Here is an 18,714-nt window from a genome sequence, read left to right as displayed (position 1 = left end):
ATGGGAGAGAAGAACCGACGTGAGCGATAAAATCAAAGTGATGACCATATTCGGCGTGCGCCCCGAAGCGATCAAGATGGCTCCCTTGATCCTGGAGCTTCAGAAGCATCCCGATCGGATCGAACCGATCGTATGCGTTACCGCGCAACACCGGCAGATGCTGGACCAAGTGCTCGAAGTGTTCGACATTAAGCCGGACTACGATCTCGACGTCATGCAGGCAAGCCAGACGCTGAACGATATTTCCGTTCGCGTGCTGCAGGGGCTGGAGCCCGTCTTGAGAGAAGCGAAGCCCGACGTCGTTCTCGTTCACGGAGATACGCTTACGACGTTCCTGGCTAGCTATGCGGCGTTCATGCAGCAGATCAAAGTCGGTCACGTCGAAGCCGGATTGCGTACTTGGAACAAGTTGTCCCCGTATCCGGAAGAGATGAACCGCCAACTGACCGGCGTTCTGGCCGATCTCCACTTCGCCCCTACCGACTTGTCCGCAGGCAATTTGCTGAAGGAGAACAAGAACGGCGAACATATTTATACTACCGGCAACACGGTTACGGACGTTTTCCAATATACGGTGAAAAGCGACTTCGCCCACCCCGTTCTGGAATGGGCGGGCGACAGGAAGCTGATCCTTATGACCGCGCACCGCCGCGAAGCGCAAGGCGAACCGCATCGTCAGATTTTCCGCGCCGTCAAACGGATCGCGGACGAATTCGAAGATATCGCCATCGTTTATCCGGTTCATCCGAGTCCGGCCGTTCGCGAGCCGGCGAAGGAAATTCTAGGGGATCACCCAAGGATCAAGTTGATCGATCCGCTGGACGTCGTCGAGCTTCACAATTTCTATCCTCATACCCACCTCATTCTGACCGATTCCGGCGGACTGCAGGAAGAAGCGCCGTCCTATGGCGTTCCGGTTCTCGTGCTCCGGGATACGACCGAGCGCCCCGAAGGTATCGAAGCGGGAACTTTGGAGCTCGTGGGGACGAACGAGGAAGCGGTATACGGCAGAACGCGCGCTTTGCTGACGGATGATGCGTTGTATGCCCGCATGAGCCAGGCGGCCAATCCTTACGGAGACGGTCAAGCTTCTCCGAGGATCGTGCAAGCGATCCTGCATCATTTCGGCAAAGGACCGCGCCCGGAACAATTTTCTAGATAAATGAAGAAAAGAGGCTCCGAATCTGGAGCTTTTTTCTTTTGTTTGCGCATATTGGGCGGCAATAAGGATCATACTTCGGAGTGCGAATTGCGTAATATTGGAAATGCATGTCCGAACTTGCGCGATATACGTACAGCATACAGCGGAACTGTATGGTTTATAAGGCCCGGAAAGGTTGATCTTAAGGGATTTGCGGCATTGCCGTTCACATAAAGTTTGAATTTCGATCAATTGACAAACGTTGTCGCCGAAAGATACAATATATCGTGAAACATGGGAAGAAAGGGCTTACTATTACCTTTTTCTACACCCCATGCAGCGTCAAAGGAGCGACAAATCGATGGCGGAATCTCCCCGCAAGCCCGAGTTGCCTCAAGATGAGAATCCATGGCGTACAGCTGGTCTCGTCGCGAGCCTGGGAGTGGAGTTGGCTGTCTGCATAGGACTCGGCTGGTGGCTGGGAACGATGTATGACGATCGGAACGGTACGGATTACGGGTATTTATCCGGCGTCGTGCTCGGACTGATCGCCGGTATTGGGTCGGCCGTGGCGCTGATCCGGAAATATACGGGAGCTGGAAAACCGTGAATGTTGATTTGCCCGCAATGCTGAGACGTCTTACCCGCATTACTTTCTTTTTTTTGTCCATCGGTTGCATAGGGTTCGCAGTATGGCCGGATTACAAGCCTTACTTCGGCGGTTTCATGATCGGCGTGATCGGCGGTCTGATAGGCTCGTTTCATCTAGCCTGGAAGGTTTCGCGTATCGGCGATTTGGCGGCCGCCGGCCGCAAGAGCAGATCCGGGTTAGGCTTTCTGTCCCGCGCAGCCATCGGAGTGCTTGCCGCTCTCGTTTCCGTGGAAGGGTTGCACTTTAACCTCGCGGCGACCGCGGCAGGAATATTAGCTTTACCGTTGGTGACACTGTTACTGGGTTTATTGTCCAGTCGCCGTCTAAGAGAGAGACAGTCCGCTGACGAAAGGGGTGAAAAATGACAATATGGAACATTTAGCACCAAAGATCGAGGTCGCCGGAATCGAGTTCGATTTGGCCGCGATCATGATGATCGTCATTTCCAGTCTTATCGTCTTCATCATCGCCCGCTTGGCGGTACGCAACCTGTCGGTAGAGAATCCAGGCAAGGTTCAGAATTTCATGGAGTGGATCGTCGAATTCGTCCAAAGCATCATCGGACAAACGATGGACCCCAAGAAAGGCAGACCGTATCTCGCGCTTGGGCTGACGCTGATCCTGTACATTTTCGTCTCCAACATGTTGGGCTTGCCCTTCAGCATCGTGACGGAAGCGCACGGGAATCATATTCCGTCCGTGTTCGGGCACCAGCTTATCGTTACCGGAGAACACGAACATCTGGCTTGGTCCTGGTGGAAGTCGCCTACGGCCGACGCATCCATGACAATGGCGCTTGCGCTGATCGTCATCGTGCTGTCCCACGTCGAAGGCATCCGGCAAAACGCCAAGCATTACTTCAAGCACTACGTTAACAACCCGAACATCGTTTTCTTGCCGATTCACTTGATCGAAGTCGTGTCCAAGCCTTTGACGCTCGGATTGCGGTTGTTCGGTAACATCTTCGCCGGGGAAGTCATGATCGGCGTAATCCTTGGAATGGGCTGGATCGGAATTCCGGCGATGCTCGTATGGCAAGGATTCAGTATTTTCGTAGGCGCGATTCAATCCTTCGTATTCACGATGCTGACGATGGTTTACATCTCGCAATCGATCGTTCACGAGGAAGATCACTAACAACTAAACCCAATTATTTCGAGGAGGATTTACACAATGGATTTGAATACTTACGGTTATGTAGCAGCAGGTATCGTGTTTGGTCTTGGAGCGCTAGGCGCTGGTATCGGTAACGGTTTGATCTTCAGCAAAACGGTAGAAGGTATTTCCCGTCAGCCTGAGCTTCGCGGAACATTGACTTCGACTGCTTTCATCGGCGTCGGTCTTGTTGAGGCTATGCCGATCATCTCCCTCGTTCTTGCCTTCATGTGGGCGAAATAATCAATTTTATCGAAACGTAAGGCGCGGAGTCGGATTAGCCTCCACGCCTTCCTTTTGCAGTTAATGCACGAAGCTTGAATTGAGCCGTGTGAAAGGAGTGTAGATCGGTGACAATTACTTGGTCCAATTTTTTCATTCAACTAGTAGCTTTTGCCATTCTGTTCTGGCTCTTGTCGCGCTATGCGTTCAAACCGTTGTTCGGAGTCATGGAGAAACGCCGCCAGCTCGTTCAGGAACAGATGGATAGCGCTCAGAACAACCGCAACGATGCGGAACGCCTGATCGAAGAACAGAAGCAAGCATTGCAACAAGCACGCAAAGAAGCCCACGATATCATCGAGCAAGCCAAAACGACGGGATCCCGCCAAGCGGACGACATCGTTCAAGCTGCGCGCAACGAATCGAACCGCATCAAGGAAGACGCGGTACGCGATATCGAAGCCGAGAAGAACAAAGCGGTTGCTTCCTTGAAAGCGCAAGTTAGCGGCTTGTCCGTCCTGATCGCTTCCAAGATCATTGAGAAACAAGTCGACGAGCAATCCCAGAAACAACTCGTGGATCAATACCTGCAAGACGTAGGGAATAAGTCATGAGCCGCGGCACGGTAGTCGCCAAACGCTATGCGAAGGCGCTGTTCCAGCTCGCGCAAGCGCAGAACCTCGTGTCGGAAACGGAAATTCAATTGAAGCTAATCGTTAACGTGATCGAAGGCGACGCGAACATTCGCGCTTTCCTTACGGCGCCTAACATTACTTTGGATACGAAGCTCAACACGCTTCGGGGCTCTTTCGGCGATAAGGCATCGCCGATCGTGCTGAACCTGATCAGCTTGCTGATCGAACGCGGACGCGAAGGCGAACTCGGCGCGGTGCTTGCGGCATATCTGCAAGTCGCCGGAGAAGTTCTTGGACGCGCGGACGCGGTAGTTACTTCCTCGATCGCGCTTAGCGAACTCGAGAAGATCAAGTTGGCGGACAAATTCGGCGCCTTGCTTGGCAAGACGGTCCGCGTCGTCAACGAAGTGGATCCTAACTTGCTCGGAGGACTTACCGTTCGAATCGGCGATACGCTGTACGACGGAAGCCTGCGCGGCAAGCTTGAACGGTTGGACAAAACGCTGCAGTCGGCGGCGGTTTAATTTTAACACTACCATTTGTTAGCAATGGAGACAGGGGTGAACGAATTGAGTATTAAGCCCGAAGAGATCAGCACATTGATCAAGCAACAGATCGAGCAGTATCAATCCGATATTCAAGTCGTTGACGTAGGCACCGTCATCCAAGTCGGTGACGGAATCGCGCGCGTTCACGGTTTGGAGAAATGTATGTCCGGCGAATTGCTCGAGTTCTCCAACGGAGTCGTGGGCATGGCCCTCAACTTGGAGGAAGACAACGTCGGTGTCGTTATCATGGGCCCTACCATGGGAATCAAAGAAGGCGACCAAGTGAAAAGAACGGGCCGCATCATGGAGGTTCCGGTAGGCGAAGAGCTTCTTGGCCGCGTCGTGAACTCCCTGGGCCATCCGGTAGACGGCAACGGACCGATCAACACGACGAAAACTCGTCCGATCGAATCCCCGGCTCCGGGCGTTATGGATCGTAAATCCGTTCACGAACCGATGCAAACCGGTATCAAAGCGATCGACGCGATGATTCCAATCGGTCGCGGACAACGGGAACTTATCATCGGCGACCGTCAAACGGGTAAAACGACGATCGCGGTAGATACGATCGTTAACCAAAAAGGCAACGGAGTTATTTGTATCTACGTTGCGATCGGACAAAAGCAATCCACCGTCCGCGGACTTGTCGAAACTCTTCGCAAGCACGGCGCGTTGGATTACACGATCGTCGTTACGGCGAGCGCGTCCGAGCCTGCTCCGCTTCTGTACCTGGCGCCTTACACGGGCTGCTCCATGGGCGAATATTTCATGTATAACGGCAAGCACGTTCTGATCATCTATGATGACTTGACGAAGCAAGCCGCCGCATATCGCGAACTTTCCTTGCTCCTTCGCCGTCCTCCGGGCCGCGAAGCTTATCCAGGGGACGTATTCTATTTACACTCCCGTTTGTTGGAGCGCGCAGCGAAGCTGAGCGACGAGAAGGGCAGCGGTTCGATGACGGCTCTTCCGTTCATCGAGACGCAAGCGGGCGACGTGTCCGCTTATATCCCGACCAACGTAATCTCCATTACCGACGGTCAAATCTTCCTTGAGTCCGATCTCTTCTACTCCGGCCAACGTCCGGCGGTTAACGTCGGTATTTCCGTATCCCGGGTAGGTAGCTCCGCTCAAATCAAAGCGATGAAAAAAGTCGCGGGTACGCTCAAAACCGACCTTGCGCAATACCGCGAACTCGCGGCGTTCGCGCAATTCGGCTCCGATCTGGACAAAGTTACGAAATCCCGTCTTGATCGCGGTATCCGTACGCTCGAAATCCTTAAACAAGGCGTTAACCAACCGCTGTCGGTTGAGCGCCAAGTTGTTTCCTTGTATATCGTGACCAAAGGTCATGTCGATACGATTCCGGTTCAAGACGTTCGCCGCTTCGAAGCGGAATTCCTTTCCTACATCGACGCGAACCGTCCGGAAATCTTTAGCTCCATCCGCGATACGAAAGATTTGACGCCTGAGACCGACAAAGCTCTGGTAGACGCCATCGCGGCGTTCAAGAAAGGCTTTGCCGTAACGGCATAAGCGGATCTTTCACGGTACGGAACGCAACATTAGCTTGAGCCGGGTTTGCCGCTGGCAAGCCTGGCAATAAGGTGGTGACAACGATTGGCTAAAGGGATGCGCGAAATCAAGCGCTCGATCAAGAGTAAGCAGAATACGAAGCAAATCACGAAAGCGATGGAAATGGTCGCGGCAGCGAAGCTGAGAAGAGCACAGGAAGCCGCGGTAGCGGCTCGTCCTTACACGGACAAGATGAAGGAGGTTATCTCCAGCATCGCCTCCGGCTCGGGAAGCAGCAAGCATCCGATGCTGATCAGCCGCCCGATCAAGAAAACCGGTTATCTGGTCATCACTTCGGATCGTGGACTTGCCGGCGGTTACAACGCCAACATCCTTCGTAAAGTTCTGAATACGATCAAGGAGAACCATAAGTCTGCCGACGAATACGCCGTATTCGTCATCGGACGCAAAGGACGTGACTTCTTCAAACGTCGCAACATTGCGCTTGTCGAAGAGATTACGGGTCTTTCGGATTCTCCGAAGTTCTCGGATATTAAAGAGATTGCAGCGAAGGCCGTTCAAGGTTACGTAGACGGAACGTTCGACGAGTTGCATCTCGCTTATAACGAGTTCTATAACGCGATCACGCAAGTTCCGACGCTGAAACGCCTTCTTCCTCTCGGACAGATTCAATCTTCCGGCGAGAAAGCGGACTACGAGTACGAGCCTTCCGCCGAGGAAGTGCTTAACGTCCTTCTGCCGAAATATGCGGAGACGCTCGTGTTCAGCGCGCTGCTCGAAGGTAAAGCCAGCGAGTTCGGCGCAAGGATGACGGCGATGGGCAACGCGACGAAGAACGCGACGAAGATGATCGCCGAATTGACGCTTACGTACAACCGTGCGCGCCAAGCGGCAATCACGCAAGAAATCGCGGAAATCGTAAGCGGAGCGAACGCACAGCAATAAATTACGTGACGGTTGGATTCAAGCCCGCGGGCGTTGAATCAATTGCAACGTGACGATCAACCGTAGACGCCATAAGCGCTACTCGTTGGTCGCACAATTAGGAGGTAAATCCATGAGCAAGGGACGCGTTGTCCAGGTATTGGGGCCGGTCGTCGATATCGAATTCGAGCACGGACATCTGCCTGACATTCTCAATGCGATCAAAATCGAAGCAAAATCCGATAGCGGAAACGATATCAGCCTGACGGTTGAAGTCGCGACTCATCTGGGCGATAACCTGGTTCGCGCGATCGCGATGTCTTCCACCGACGGTCTCGTCAGAGGAACGGAAGTCAACGATCTTGGCGTTCCGATTACGATTCCGGTTGGACCGGCTACTCTCGGCCGCGTATTTAACGTACTGGGAGATCCAATCGACGGGAAGGGCGCGGTTGACCGTTCGAGCGTTAACCCGATCCACCGTGCGGCTCCGACTTTCGAAGACCTGACTACCCAGACGGAAATGCTGGAGACGGGAATCAAGGTCGTAGACCTTCTCGCTCCTTATACCAAGGGCGGTAAGATCGGACTGTTCGGCGGTGCCGGCGTAGGTAAAACCGTTCTCATGCAAGAGCTTATCCACAACATCGCTTCCAACCATGGCGGTATTTCCGTATTCGCCGGCGTAGGCGAGCGTACTCGTGAAGGAAACGATCTCTATCACGAGATGACGGAATCCGGCGTTATCGCGAAGCTGGCGATGGTATTCGGCCAGATGAACGAGCCTCCGGGAGCGCGTATGCGCGTAGCCCTGACGGGTCTGACGATGGCGGAATACTTCCGCGACGTCGAAGGCCGTGACGTGCTTCTGTTCGTCGACAACATCTTCCGGTTCACGCAAGCGGGCTCCGAGGTTTCCGCACTGCTAGGCCGTATGCCTTCCGCGGTAGGTTACCAACCGACGCTGGCTACCGAGATGGGTCAACTTCAAGAGCGTATCACTTCCACGAAAAATGGTTCCGTAACGTCGATCCAAGCGATCTACGTTCCTGCCGATGACTATACCGATCCGGCTCCTGCTACTGCGTTCGCGCATCTTGACGCGACGACGAACTTGGAGCGTAACATCGCTGCGATGGGGATTTTCCCTGCGGTTGATCCGCTGGCTTCTTCCTCTCGTATCCTCGCGCCCGAAATCGTGGGCGAAGAGCATTACAACGTAGCGCAAGGCGTTAAGAAATTGCTGCAACGCTACAAAGAGCTTCAAGACATTATCGCGATTCTCGGTATGGATGAGCTGTCCGAAGAAGACAAGCAAGTCGTTCTCCGCGCTCGTCGCGTTCAATTGTTCTTGTCCCAACCGCTTCACGTTGCCGAGGCGTTTAACGGCATCCCGGGCGTATACGCCCCGATCAAAGAAACGATTCGCAGCTTCAGGGAAATTCTTGATGGCAAGCATGACGATCTTCCGGAACCGGCATTCCATAACGTCGGCATCATCGAGGAAGCCGTCGAGAAAGCGAAGAAACTCGCTGCTGCGGTTTAATCCGGCCGCCGGTTTGGAGGGAACGATATGAGTACCTTACGGTTAGAAATCGTCACTCCGGAGCGCAAGGTTTACGAGAAAGACGTGAATATGGTCGTCGTCAAAGGAGTTGCGGGTGAGCTGGGGATCCTGCCTCACCACATTCCTTTGGTTACTCCATTGAAGGTTGCTCCGGTTAAAGCCAAGATCGGCAATACGAACGAGTTTATTGCCGTTCATGGTGGTTTTATCGAAGTGCGCAAAGACAAAGTGGTTATCCTCGCGGAAGCCGCCGAGCTGGAGTCGGACATCGACGTGTCCCGTGCCCGCATGGCGAAGGAACGCGCGGAGCGCCGTCTCGCGCAGAAGCAAGCGGATATTAACGCGCATCGCGCGGAAATGGCGCTGCAACGCGCCATTAGCCGACTGGAAACCGCCGGCGATAAATAATCCGAATTAAAACGCTCTTCGAAGGATCTCGAGATCCTTCGGAGGGCGTTTTTGCTATTCCCAGACTCAAGCATTCGAAGCCTCCCGGGGTTGACGAAGGGGCTATCCAGAAATTATAGTGGTAGCGATTGCGGATGGAAGGACGATCCGTTCAGGAAGCAGGCAGAAACATGTACAAGCCAAACAAAATGAAACGCTGGCTCGGCGATATGACGATTCGCAATAAAATTATTTTCATTTACATTCCGCTCGTGATCGTTCCGCTCTTGGCAACCGGTCTCGTGTCGAACAGGATGTATACGAACAATATCGTCCAGAAGGCGGAGCAAAGCATATCCGATAATTCGCGTCTCATCATGACGGAAGTCGAAAGCGTTGTCCGCAACGCGGAGAGCTGCGCGAATATTCTTACGCTGAATTTGAATCGGGTCTTGCAAGAAGAGGGCGAGCCCATGAACGAACCCGATCCCAGGTACGTCTCCTTGGTCACCAATCAATTGAGTTTCGCGCTTCTCGTTTTTCCGGACGTGGATTCCGCGGCGTTTATCGACACGATGGGCCAAGTCTACGCATCCGCGCCGGGATTGGAATCCAGCTCGGAACAATACTTTGCGAGCGATATTTACGAGCAACTGCTCCATTCTTCCGGTAATAACGTATGGTTTCCGGTCGAGAAAAGATCTTATCTGAGTCGTACGCCCGAACAGACCGTGCTTACGCTAGGAAAAAAAGTGTCCGATATTGCAACGGGCAAAACTCTGGGTTGGCTTATTCTAAATATCGACGAGCGTCGTCTTTCGCGCATTTTTCCGAGCAACGGAGCTTACAGGTCGGAAATGAACTTTTTGTCGGACGGGAGCGGCAAGGTCGTTTCGACCGCGAACCACGACACGCTATTGCAACCGATAGCCGACGAAAGATTGCGCGAATGGGTTGTCGAGAGTCCCGTCGATTCGCGTGCGTCCAAGCCATACAGGCAGGAAGGCATTTTGGCGATCGAGCATCCGCTTACGAAGCTGGGGTTGACGCTCGTATCGGTCGTTCCGCTGAAGGAGCTGACCAAGGATACGAGGAACATTACGTTATTCGTCCTGCTCCTCGTCGCAAGCTGCTTGCTTCTCGTTATCGCAAGCGCCGGATTGCTGTCCAAGACGATCGCGACGCCTATAGTACGTCTAACCCGCACGATGAGGAAGGTCAAGGAAGAATCCCTGGACTCTACGTTCGACGTGAAGGGCAAGGACGAGATCGGATTGCTGGGCGACGGATTTAATTCCATGATCGGACGGATACGCCGACTTATGGAGGAAATCGCTTGGGAACAAAAACGCAAAAGAGAATACGAGCTCGCGTTGATTCAAGCGCAAATTAAACCTCATTTCTTATACAACACGCTGGACGTGATCTATACGTTATCCGGAATGGGGAGAGCCGGCGAGGTTCAGCGAACGACGAAAGCGCTGGCGGACTATTACCGGATCGTATTAAGCAAAGGGCGCGAGATGATTACGCTAGGAGAAGAACTGCATAACGTTAGGGATTACTTGGCCATTCAGACCGTGCGATACTCCGACGTATTCGAATATGCGATCGAGGTACCTTCCGAGTTGCATGCTACGGCGATTCTAAAGCTTACGCTCCAGCCGCTCGTAGAGAACGCGATCTATCACGGGTTGAAGCCCGCGGATCGTTTCGGCAAGCTTACGATTACGGGAGAAAAGCTCGGCGATCGAATTCGAATAACCGTTAAAGACGATGGAGTCGGCATCGGTCTGGACAAGCTTGAAGAGCTTTGGAACCGTCAAGCGAATGCAAACGAAGCATCCTTCGGTCTGCGCAACGTCGACCAGAGAATACGACTTTATTTCGGAGAGCAATACGGCTTAAAGTTAGTCAGCGAGCCGGGACAAGGAACGCAAGCTATCGTGACGCTTCCCCTTGAAGCTCCGCTCATCGAAGAATATACGCAATCGGAGGAGAATGCCGAATGAACATCATGATCGTGGACGACGAATTCATTTTTCGGGATTATTTACGTCAGGCGCTAGATTGGGATCGCTACGGTTTTCGGATCGCCGGGGAAGCCAAGAACGGAATGGAAGCGCTAAAGCTCGCGGACGAGGGTCATTACGACATGGCACTGATCGATATCAACATGCCGATCATGGACGGGCTGCAGCTTTGCGAGAAGCTTAAGGAGAAGCATCCTCACGTCGACGTGGTCATCATAACCGGTCACAACGAGTTCGAATACGCCAGAAAGGCGATCAGGCTGGGGGTCGAGGACTATATTCTGAAGCCGTTCTCCAAGGACGAGCTCGTTCTGACGCTGCTTAAATGCAGGCAGAAGCAAAAACAGTCTCTCGAAGCCAAGCAGACGGAACAGGCGGATCGCCAGTTGATGGTGGATAGCGTAATGTACAGGTTAGTAACCGGAGATTCGTCGGAGCGCGCGGAACCGTTGAAGGAGCGGCTAGAGCAGTGGGGCATATCGTTGGGAGGCGAAGGCGAGACCTATAGCGTTGCTTGCATAGAAATCGATCATATGGAGAGGCGATGGAACGAAGCGGCAGAACGCGAGCTGTGGAAATTCGCGGTGTCCAACATTCTCTCCGAGGCTTTCGGAAGCGAAGGAACGCCGTTGTTGTTTAACGGTCCTGAAGGAAGAATCGTATGTCTTCGCACCGACAAAGATCCGAACTTGAGCGAAGGCGTTTTAACGAAGTTGGACAGCTACGAAGAGTTGATTTTCTCCATCCGCAAATACTTGAAGCTTACGGTAACGATCGGCGTAGGCAGGAGATACAAATCGCTTGTCGGCATTCGGCGTTCTTACGAAGAAGCCAGGGACGCGCTCAGGCAAAAATTTTTGCTGGGGGACGACAAGGTCATCCCTTATTCGGAGCAAACTTCGGAGAGCAGGGAAGCCCCCGCGTTCCTGCAGGATTCGAACGAGATGCTGCAGCGTCTGCTGCGCACGGGGGATCTTCCGGGCTTGGAACGGAAGCTAGACGAGCTGTTCGCGAGTATTCACGAGAATATGCTTTCCTTGGACATGACTTACGTTTCTTGCATGGGGTGGATCTCGATCTGTCTGTCGCACGTAACGGAGCTAGGCCATCCGATCGAGGATTGTTTCGGGGAACACTTCTTTCCTTACTCCGAGATTCGAACGATGCAGACGGCCGAGTCGGTCAAAGGATGGATCAAGTCCTTGTTCATCAACTCTTTGGATTACGTCAACCGTCACAAAACGACTCGTTCGACGGTGATCGCGGGCCAAGCCCGAACCTACATCGAGAAAAATTATCAAGATCCCGAGCTGTCCGTGGAAAACGTCGCCGCGAGTTCCTATATTAATGCGAGTTACTTGCGGGCGTTGTTCAAAAAAGCTTTCGGCATGACGGTGGGGGAGTATATTACGCATACGCGCATGAGCAGAGCGAAGGAGCTACTGGGGGCGAATATACGACTCTCGGAAATCGCGGAACGGGTAGGCTACCAGGACGCGGGCTATTTCAGCAAAGTGTTCAAGAAATTTTACGGGACGACGCCGAGCGAATACGAGAACGGGTTGCTTCGCAACAAGGGATAAATAGGTTTCGAGTCCGCGTTCGGAATATGAAGCGAATAGTACCAATCCGCATCGATTTTTCCATTAAAGCCTGCGGGACTGAATTATATAATGAGCGAGTAGCAAAGAATTCAGTTCCAGGGAGGGTCCACTAAATGTTTAGAAAAACAGGATCGCTACTTCTCGCCTTATCTTTAACGTTAGGTTTGGCGGCTTGCGGCAGCAATAACGACAAGAGCAATGAATCTTCCGCTTCTCCATCTTCATCCGCATCGGCTACGACGCCCGCGAGCGAAAGCGCTCAAGCAAGCGAATCGACCGAACCGGTGAAATTACGCATCTACGCGCAATACGCCGGAGAAGATTCCGAGCTGCCTTACGACTACGCGGTAGCCGAGCTTAAGAAGGAAATGCCGAACATCGAACTGGAGTTGGACATTCAAGCGCAAGACGATGGACAGAAGCTGAAAACTTACGCGGCGACGGGTAACCTGCCGGATATTTTCCAAGCGGGTCAAGATATCATCAGCACGTTCAAGGAATCCGGCAACATTCTCCAACTGGATCAATACGTAGACAGCACGGGCTTCCGCGACGCGATCCTGCCAAGCACGCAGAACACGCTCGTATCCGACGATGGTCACACTTACGCGTTCCCGTACGCGGGTAACGAAATGATCTTGCTTTTCTACAACAAGGAAATTTTCGAGCAATACGGCGTAGCGGTTCCAACGACTTTCGACGAGTGGAAAACGGCCGTGGATACGTTCAACAAAAATAAAATTACGCCGTTGTCCGTATTCGCCAAAGAAAAATGGCCTGATGTAGCCTTGTTCGACATCTTCGCTACGCGGTTCGACGAAGGCGGAGTGCTCAAGCTGGACAAAGGCCAAGCGAAAGCAAGCGACGAGAACTACAGAAAAGCAGCCGAGAAGCTGTCCGAGTTCGTTAAAGCGGGTCTGCTCGCCAAAGGCGCGACTAGCATGAACTATGACCAAGCGGCGGCGATGTTCTACCAAGGCAAAGCGGCGATGTTCCTGAACGGCCAATGGGAAATCGACGCGGCTACGAAAGCCATGGGCGATAAAGTAGCCTGGATGTATTACCCGGCAGCGGACGCGGCAAGCGTCGAAACGTCGAAGCTCACCTTCAGCGGCGGCGGCGGACCAGGCGGCTACGCGGTATCCGCGCACACGAAAAACCCTGAGCTTACGGCAAAAGTCGCGGCATTCTTGTCCCGCAAATACGCGGAGTACAAGTACACGCAATACGGCACTCCGATCGTAGCGACCAAAGTAGACAAACCGATCGAAAAAGCTTACCCACCGATGATGGAAGAATTAAGCAAAGCCATTCCGAACATGAAAACAACCGCTTTCGCATGGGGATTGTCCAATCCGAGATTCAAAGCGGCGATCGAAGACGCGTCCCAAGCGCTCCTCGCGGGAAGCTCGGTAGATCAGTTCGTGAAAGCCGTAGACAAAGCGCTGGAAAAATAATTCGACAATAGCAAGCCATCGAGGGCATGCCTCGAGAGCTTACACCGCGTACTTGCGCGGTGTAAGTCTTTTCTTGGGGGATACTTGCGGCAATGAGGCCGCGCGCAGGAAGGATGAACGCAATGAATAAATTTATGGGAAACCGGCTTGCGATCGCGTTGTTCGTATTGCCCGCGATGCTCTTGTATTCCGTAGTCGTGTTCTGGCCGGTCGTGCAGACGTTCTATCGCAGCATGTTCGACTGGGACGGGTTAAGTGCCGGTACCTTCATCGGATTAGATAACTTCAAGGAACTCTTTCAAGACGATCTCTTCTGGCTTTCCGTCAAAAACGGGCTTATCTTCGCGGCGGTTATCGCCGTATTCCAGATTGGCGTAGGCTCGCTGCTCGCATTCGGCGTTGCGGAAGCCCACATTAAAGGACGGAAATGGTTGAGAATCAGCTACTTCATTCCCGTGGTATTGTCCGTGACGGTCGTCTGCCAGCTATGGATCGCCGTTTATAACGGAGATAACGGCTTACTGAACAAACTGTTCGAATTTCTGGGGTTGTCCTATCGCCAAGATTGGCTTAGCGATCCTAAAGTAGCGATTTACGCGATAGCGGCAGTTAACGCTTGGCAATTCATGGGCTACCATTTCGCTTTGCTGTACGCCGGAGTGAAATCCATTCCGCCGGCTTTCCACGAAGCCGCCAAAATAGACGGCGCCAGCAAGTTCAGGGCGCATCTGATGATTACCATTCCGCTTATGCGGGAAACTTACCGCTTCTGTCTGATTTTCGCCATAACCGGCGGCTTGAACGCGTTCGCCCAGATGTTCATCATGAGCGGCGGCGGACCGGGAACTTCGACTTACACGCTAACATATTTGATGTACAGGTCGGCATTCCGGATCAACGAATTCGGATACGGAAGCGCATCGGCGACGATACTCGTTATCGAATGTCTGCTCGTTACTTTGCTGATAAACCGTTTGGTCGCTCGCGAACGGATCATATACTAGGAGGAGATCGGCATGCGAACGTTTGCGAATTTCAGGAAGAGCCAGCCGATACTCCAGTTGTCGATGTGGATTTACGCTTTGATCTCGATATATCCACTGATTTGGATGGTCTTCTATTCCCTTAAAAATAACGACGAGATCTTCGTCACGAACCCGTTCGGGTTTCCGACGAAGTTCCACTTCGAGAATTACGAAGCGGCATGGAAAAGCTTCAAGGTTCCCGTTTACTTCATGAACAGCGTTATCGTCTCGTGCATGGCCGTCTTCGGGGCTGTCGCGCTAGCGGTGCTGTTCGCTTACGCCGCCGCGAGAATGAGATGGCGGTTCCAAGATACGGCGCGCATCTATATGCTGATCGGATTGTTCATCCCGGTTCAAGTGATCATGATTCCTCTTGCGGTGCTCATGCGCGATTTTCATTTGGTCAACTCGCTGTTCTCCTTGATCGTGCCTTACATTGCGTTTAACCTCTCGTTTACGACGATGGTGTTCTACGGGTTCTTCCGTACGATTCCGCTGGAGCTGGAGGAGTCGGCATGCATGGACGGAGCGTCGATCTACCGGACGTTCTTCAGCATTATGCTCCCGATCATCCGTCCGGCGATCGCCACGATGATTATCTTCGTCTTCTTGGCGGCGTGGAACGAGTTCCCGATCGCGCTCATCATGATCAGCAAGGAAACGTTGAAGACTTTGCCGCTCGGCTTGTTGTTCTTCCAAGGACAATTCACGACGGATTGGGGCGCGATGGGAGCGGCGATGACGATCGCGAGTCTCCCTACCGTGCTTGTGTACGTGTTCTTCAGCGAGCAAGTGGAGAACGCGCTTACCGTGGACGCGGCCGTAAAAGGTTAAGGTTAATAAAGTTGGAATGTTTAAGGTTTAATGGTTGACGGCCATCCCTCCCGGGTAAGTTATTACGGAGAAGACGATAGCGATCTCTGGAGGGATGTTCCATGACGAAAAAACTAAACGATTCATTAAACGTACAACTTGCTAACTGGTCCGTGCTGTATTTTAAGCTGCATCACTTCCATTGGTACGTGAAGGGACCCCATTTCCCGGTGTTGCACGTCAAATTCGAGGAATTGTATGAGCTGGCCGCGCTGAAGCTGGACGAGCTCGCGGAACGAATTCTCGCGATCGAGGGCCAGCCTTTGTCTACGATGAAGGAATTTCTGTCCGCGGCGACGATCGTGGAAGCGGACAAGGCCAAGTCGGAGAACGATATGCTGTCCGCGACGATCGAGGATCTGGCGTCGCTCGCCGGCGGGTTGAAGAGCGCGGCGGATCTGGCCGACGAAGAAGGCGACGCGGCTACGGCCGACGTGCTTACCGGTCAAATCGAGGAGCTGCAGAAGCAGCTTTGGATGCTGAAGTCCACGTTGGCGTAAAGCCGCCATTCCACCGCGATCGAGGCGGAACAATATGGAACACCGCGTCTCCTAGAGGCGCGGTGTTCTATTTTTGCGCATGTTCACTTATATGTAAGTCTATTGGGGGACCAAGAGAGGCAACAAATTCACGAGGTAATTTGGCGTTAACGGTCAAAAAGGCTTTTACTAATACTTGCGAGGACCGAAGCTGGTCGTTAAAGGTCAATATGACCGCTAAAACGCCTCATGATCCCTCCTTGGGGCTGAAATGGGGACTTTAACGGTCAAAAAGGCCGATATGGCCGCAATAGAAAGTTTGGTTTCGCCTTTAACGGTCAAAACGGCGGTTACTGAGCGCAGCTAAGGGGGGAATCGTGAAAAGCGGGCGAAGGCGAAGAAAGACGAACTGTCTGTTTAATAGACGGGCGCTTCCTTAGACTCTGCACGCGCTCGCCCCATGTAAACGCTATTTTCGTGGACTTGATTGGGAGCATTTGTTATACTTATGGGGTAAATTTACCTGTTTGCAACTATCGGAAAGCGCATCTTTCCACGACATACTTCTCATCCGATAGCACGAAACAAAACGCGCGCAGCCGTCCCACGACGGCGGAGGCAGTTGGACTTGGGAGGCGTTGAAGTGGAGAAGTACATCAATTCATACCTCATAGTTACCGTCTTCTTGCTACTGGGTATCGCCTTCCCGATCTTCGTTCTCTGGCTTGGTTCCTTGCTTCGGCCCAAGAAGCCGACGGAAGAGAAAGAGACGACGTACGAGAGCGGGAACGAACCGGTCGGAGACAGCCAGATCCGCTTTAACGTAAGGTATTATTTGTACGCGCTGATGTTCGTCGTATTCGATGTGGAAACCGTATTTCTTTACCCGTGGGCCGTAGCTTACAAACAGCTGGGGCTATTTGCTTTGACGGAGATGGCGATCTTCGCGGGATTGCTGCTGGTAGGGCTAGCGTATGCTTGGAGGAAGAAGGTGTTCAAATGGAATTCGATTTAGCGAACGTATCGCCGGAAGACCGGAAGGAAGTTGAACGCAACGTATTCTTTGGCACCATCGACCAGTTGAAGGGCTGGGCCCGGAGCAATTCCTTATGGCCCCTTACCTTTGGTCTAGCGTGTTGCGCGATCGAGATGATGGCCGCCGGGGGAGCGCATTACGACCTGGATCGCTTCGGCGTTCTTTTCCGGACCTCTCCGCGCCAAGCGGATGTCATGATCGTATCGGGTACGGTAACGAAAAAAATGGGGCCTTTGCTGAAGCGTCTATATGATCAGATGCCCGAACCGAAGTGGGTCATCGCGATGGGATCTTGCGCAACGGCCGGAGGACCCTATGTGAAATCTTATTCCGTAATCAAGGGAGTGGACCAGATCGTTCCGGTGGACGTATACATTCCGGGCTGTCCTCCTAATCCCGCGGCGTTAATCTACGGCATCAACAAGCTGCAGGAGAAAATCCGTTACGAGGCGAAAACCGGGAAGCAGGTGACGAGCCGATGAGCGAGAACGACAATCGCGAACCGGAAGGTCAGCCGGAAGCTTCGTCTTCGCCGGTAGCGTCCGAGCCGACTGTTGAGCCCGCGCAAGTCGAGTCCGCTCAAACGGAGACTGCGCAACAGGAGAAGGCACAAACGGAAACTGCGCAACCTGAACCGGCAACAACCGATACTCAACCCGCTGCGGCAGTTCCTTCTGAACCCGAAGCTCCGGCAGCACAAACCGAAGCTCCTGCAACTCAAGCCGAAGCTCCGGCCGCTCAAGAGGAGGCCGCAGCACCTCCACCAGCTCGTCGGGTCGAGACGGATGAGGAGAAAGCGGCGCGCCGCAAAGCAGCGCTAGAGGCGCGCGAAGCCGCGAAGGCGGCCGCCGCCCAAGCCGCGGCCCAGGCCGCGCAGGCAGGAACGGATGGACGCGCCGCCGCGAAAGCGGGGGACGGAGAAAGCTCGGAAGGCGAAGAAGCGCCGCCCAAGCCCCCTTCACCGAAGCAACCCCTTCTCGACAAAGTAACACGGCTGCTTCGGGAACTCGTCGCGGAAGACGCGGTCGAAGAGGCTTACATAAATGAAGCGAACGATCATCTGCCCACGCTCGTGGTGAAGAACGAGCGCTGGCTTCAAGCTGCTAGTCTATTTCGTAATCATACGGATCTTCAATGCAGTTATTTACGCAACGTATCGGGCGTAGATTATGAGACGTACATGGAAGTCGTCTACTACCCGCTGAACATGGACTCCCGCGAATGCTATTGCGTGAAAGTACGCGCGGATCGCGAGCTTCCTTCGGTCGGTTCCGTCACGCCGATCTGGGAAACCGCGAACTGGAACGAAAGGGAAATCTACGATCTGCTAGGCATCGATTTCCCCGGACATCCCGATCTGAAACGCATCATGATGCCCGATGATTGGGTCGGCCATCCGCTACGCAAAGACTACGTTCCGCTCGATCCGGAGGTGTAAGC

General features: G+C 53.2%; 20 protein-coding genes. All 20 read left to right on the top strand.

All coding sequences use genetic code 11. The features are described 5' to 3' along the window. The first annotated feature begins 40 nt into the window (after window positions 1-40). The 20 genes from wecB to D7Z26_RS28025 all read left to right on the top strand — a co-directional run bounded on the left by wecB (window position 41) and on the right by D7Z26_RS28025 (window position 18,712). On the top strand, window positions 41-1,162 hold the full coding sequence (gene wecB, locus D7Z26_RS23745) for a non-hydrolyzing UDP-N-acetylglucosamine 2-epimerase (RefSeq protein WP_120979586.1): 1,122 nt from the start codon (window positions 41-43) through the stop codon (window positions 1,160-1,162). A gap of 340 nt (window positions 1,163-1,502) precedes the next feature. Continuing rightward, complete coding sequence (locus D7Z26_RS23740) at window positions 1,503-1,751, top strand: AtpZ/AtpI family protein (RefSeq protein ID WP_158602421.1); 249 nt, start codon at window positions 1,503-1,505, stop codon at window positions 1,749-1,751. Beyond that, window positions 1,748-2,158, top strand: a complete 411-nt coding sequence (locus tag D7Z26_RS23735; RefSeq protein ID WP_120979511.1) for an ATP synthase subunit I — start codon at window positions 1,748-1,750, stop codon at window positions 2,156-2,158. Before D7Z26_RS23740 ends, D7Z26_RS23735 begins: the two co-directional genes overlap by 4 nt. A gap of 4 nt (window positions 2,159-2,162) precedes the next feature. After that, on the top strand, window positions 2,163-2,930 hold the full coding sequence (gene atpB / locus D7Z26_RS23730; RefSeq protein ID WP_120979510.1) for a F0F1 ATP synthase subunit A: 768 nt from the start codon (window positions 2,163-2,165) through the stop codon (window positions 2,928-2,930). Between the two features lie 36 nt (window positions 2,931-2,966). Further along, complete coding sequence (atpE, locus tag D7Z26_RS23725) at window positions 2,967-3,191, top strand: F0F1 ATP synthase subunit C (RefSeq protein ID WP_120979509.1); 225 nt, start codon at window positions 2,967-2,969, stop codon at window positions 3,189-3,191. Between the two features lie 107 nt (window positions 3,192-3,298). Continuing rightward, complete coding sequence (gene atpF / locus D7Z26_RS23720; RefSeq protein ID WP_120979508.1) at window positions 3,299-3,784, top strand: F0F1 ATP synthase subunit B; 486 nt, start codon at window positions 3,299-3,301, stop codon at window positions 3,782-3,784. Beyond that, on the top strand, window positions 3,781-4,329 hold the full coding sequence (locus D7Z26_RS23715) for a F0F1 ATP synthase subunit delta (RefSeq protein ID WP_120979507.1): 549 nt from the start codon (window positions 3,781-3,783) through the stop codon (window positions 4,327-4,329). The genes atpF and D7Z26_RS23715 overlap by 4 nt, the downstream gene beginning before the upstream one ends. A 45-nt stretch (window positions 4,330-4,374) precedes the next feature. Beyond that, complete coding sequence (gene atpA / locus D7Z26_RS23710; RefSeq protein ID WP_120979585.1) at window positions 4,375-5,889, top strand: F0F1 ATP synthase subunit alpha; 1,515 nt, start codon at window positions 4,375-4,377, stop codon at window positions 5,887-5,889. Window positions 5,890-5,973: 84 nt separating this feature from the next. Beyond that, a complete protein-coding gene (atpG, locus tag D7Z26_RS23705; protein ID WP_120979506.1) occupies window positions 5,974-6,834 on the top strand; it encodes an ATP synthase F1 subunit gamma in 861 nt (286 codons plus the stop codon). 112 nt (window positions 6,835-6,946) lie between these two features. Then, entirely contained in the window at window positions 6,947-8,359 is a 1,413-nt protein-coding gene (atpD, locus tag D7Z26_RS23700) for a F0F1 ATP synthase subunit beta (RefSeq protein ID WP_120979505.1), read from the top strand. A 27-nt stretch (window positions 8,360-8,386) separates the two neighbouring features. Continuing rightward, entirely contained in the window at window positions 8,387-8,788 is a 402-nt protein-coding gene (locus D7Z26_RS23695; protein ID WP_120979504.1) for a F0F1 ATP synthase subunit epsilon, read from the top strand. 170 nt (window positions 8,789-8,958) lie between these two features. After that, window positions 8,959-10,779 carry a cache domain-containing sensor histidine kinase gene (locus D7Z26_RS23690; RefSeq protein ID WP_158602420.1) on the top strand — a complete coding sequence of 607 codons (1,821 nt, stop codon included), beginning with the start codon at window positions 8,959-8,961 and terminating at the stop codon, window positions 10,777-10,779. Continuing rightward, window positions 10,776-12,383, top strand: coding sequence for a response regulator (locus tag D7Z26_RS23685; RefSeq protein ID WP_120979502.1), 1,608 nt, complete (start codon window positions 10,776-10,778; stop codon window positions 12,381-12,383). The genes D7Z26_RS23690 and D7Z26_RS23685 overlap by 4 nt, the downstream gene beginning before the upstream one ends. 134 nt (window positions 12,384-12,517) lie before the next feature. Then, complete coding sequence (locus D7Z26_RS23680) at window positions 12,518-13,861, top strand: ABC transporter substrate-binding protein (protein ID WP_120979501.1); 1,344 nt, start codon at window positions 12,518-12,520, stop codon at window positions 13,859-13,861. 122 nt (window positions 13,862-13,983) lie between these two features. Further along, window positions 13,984-14,865 carry a carbohydrate ABC transporter permease gene (locus D7Z26_RS23675; RefSeq protein WP_120979500.1) on the top strand — a complete coding sequence of 294 codons (882 nt, stop codon included), beginning with the start codon at window positions 13,984-13,986 and terminating at the stop codon, window positions 14,863-14,865. Between the two features lie 12 nt (window positions 14,866-14,877). Then, window positions 14,878-15,720 carry a carbohydrate ABC transporter permease gene (locus D7Z26_RS23670; protein ID WP_120979499.1) on the top strand — a complete coding sequence of 281 codons (843 nt, stop codon included), beginning with the start codon at window positions 14,878-14,880 and terminating at the stop codon, window positions 15,718-15,720. A gap of 101 nt (window positions 15,721-15,821) precedes the next feature. Next, window positions 15,822-16,259, top strand: coding sequence for a Dps family protein (locus tag D7Z26_RS23665; RefSeq protein WP_120979498.1), 438 nt, complete (start codon window positions 15,822-15,824; stop codon window positions 16,257-16,259). A 622-nt stretch (window positions 16,260-16,881) separates the two neighbouring features. Beyond that, window positions 16,882-17,253, top strand: coding sequence for an NADH-quinone oxidoreductase subunit A (locus tag D7Z26_RS23660; protein WP_120979584.1), 372 nt, complete (start codon window positions 16,882-16,884; stop codon window positions 17,251-17,253). Beyond that, window positions 17,238-17,756 carry a NuoB/complex I 20 kDa subunit family protein gene (locus D7Z26_RS23655; RefSeq protein WP_120979497.1) on the top strand — a complete coding sequence of 173 codons (519 nt, stop codon included), beginning with the start codon at window positions 17,238-17,240 and terminating at the stop codon, window positions 17,754-17,756. Before D7Z26_RS23660 ends, D7Z26_RS23655 begins: the two co-directional genes overlap by 16 nt. After that, the gene (locus tag D7Z26_RS28025) at window positions 17,753-18,712 is read left to right on the top strand and encodes an NADH-quinone oxidoreductase subunit C (RefSeq protein WP_120979496.1); all 960 of its coding nucleotides are present in this window, start codon (window positions 17,753-17,755) and stop codon (window positions 18,710-18,712) included. Before D7Z26_RS23655 ends, D7Z26_RS28025 begins: the two co-directional genes overlap by 4 nt. Window positions 18,713-18,714: the final 2 nt, after the last annotated feature.

Origin of the sequence: Cohnella endophytica, from assembly GCF_003628305.1 — a bacterium.
In the GTDB taxonomy this organism is placed as follows: Bacteria; Bacillota; Bacilli; order Paenibacillales; family Paenibacillaceae; genus Cohnella; species Cohnella endophytica.
This window is presented reverse-complemented; position numbering and strand designations above follow the sequence as displayed.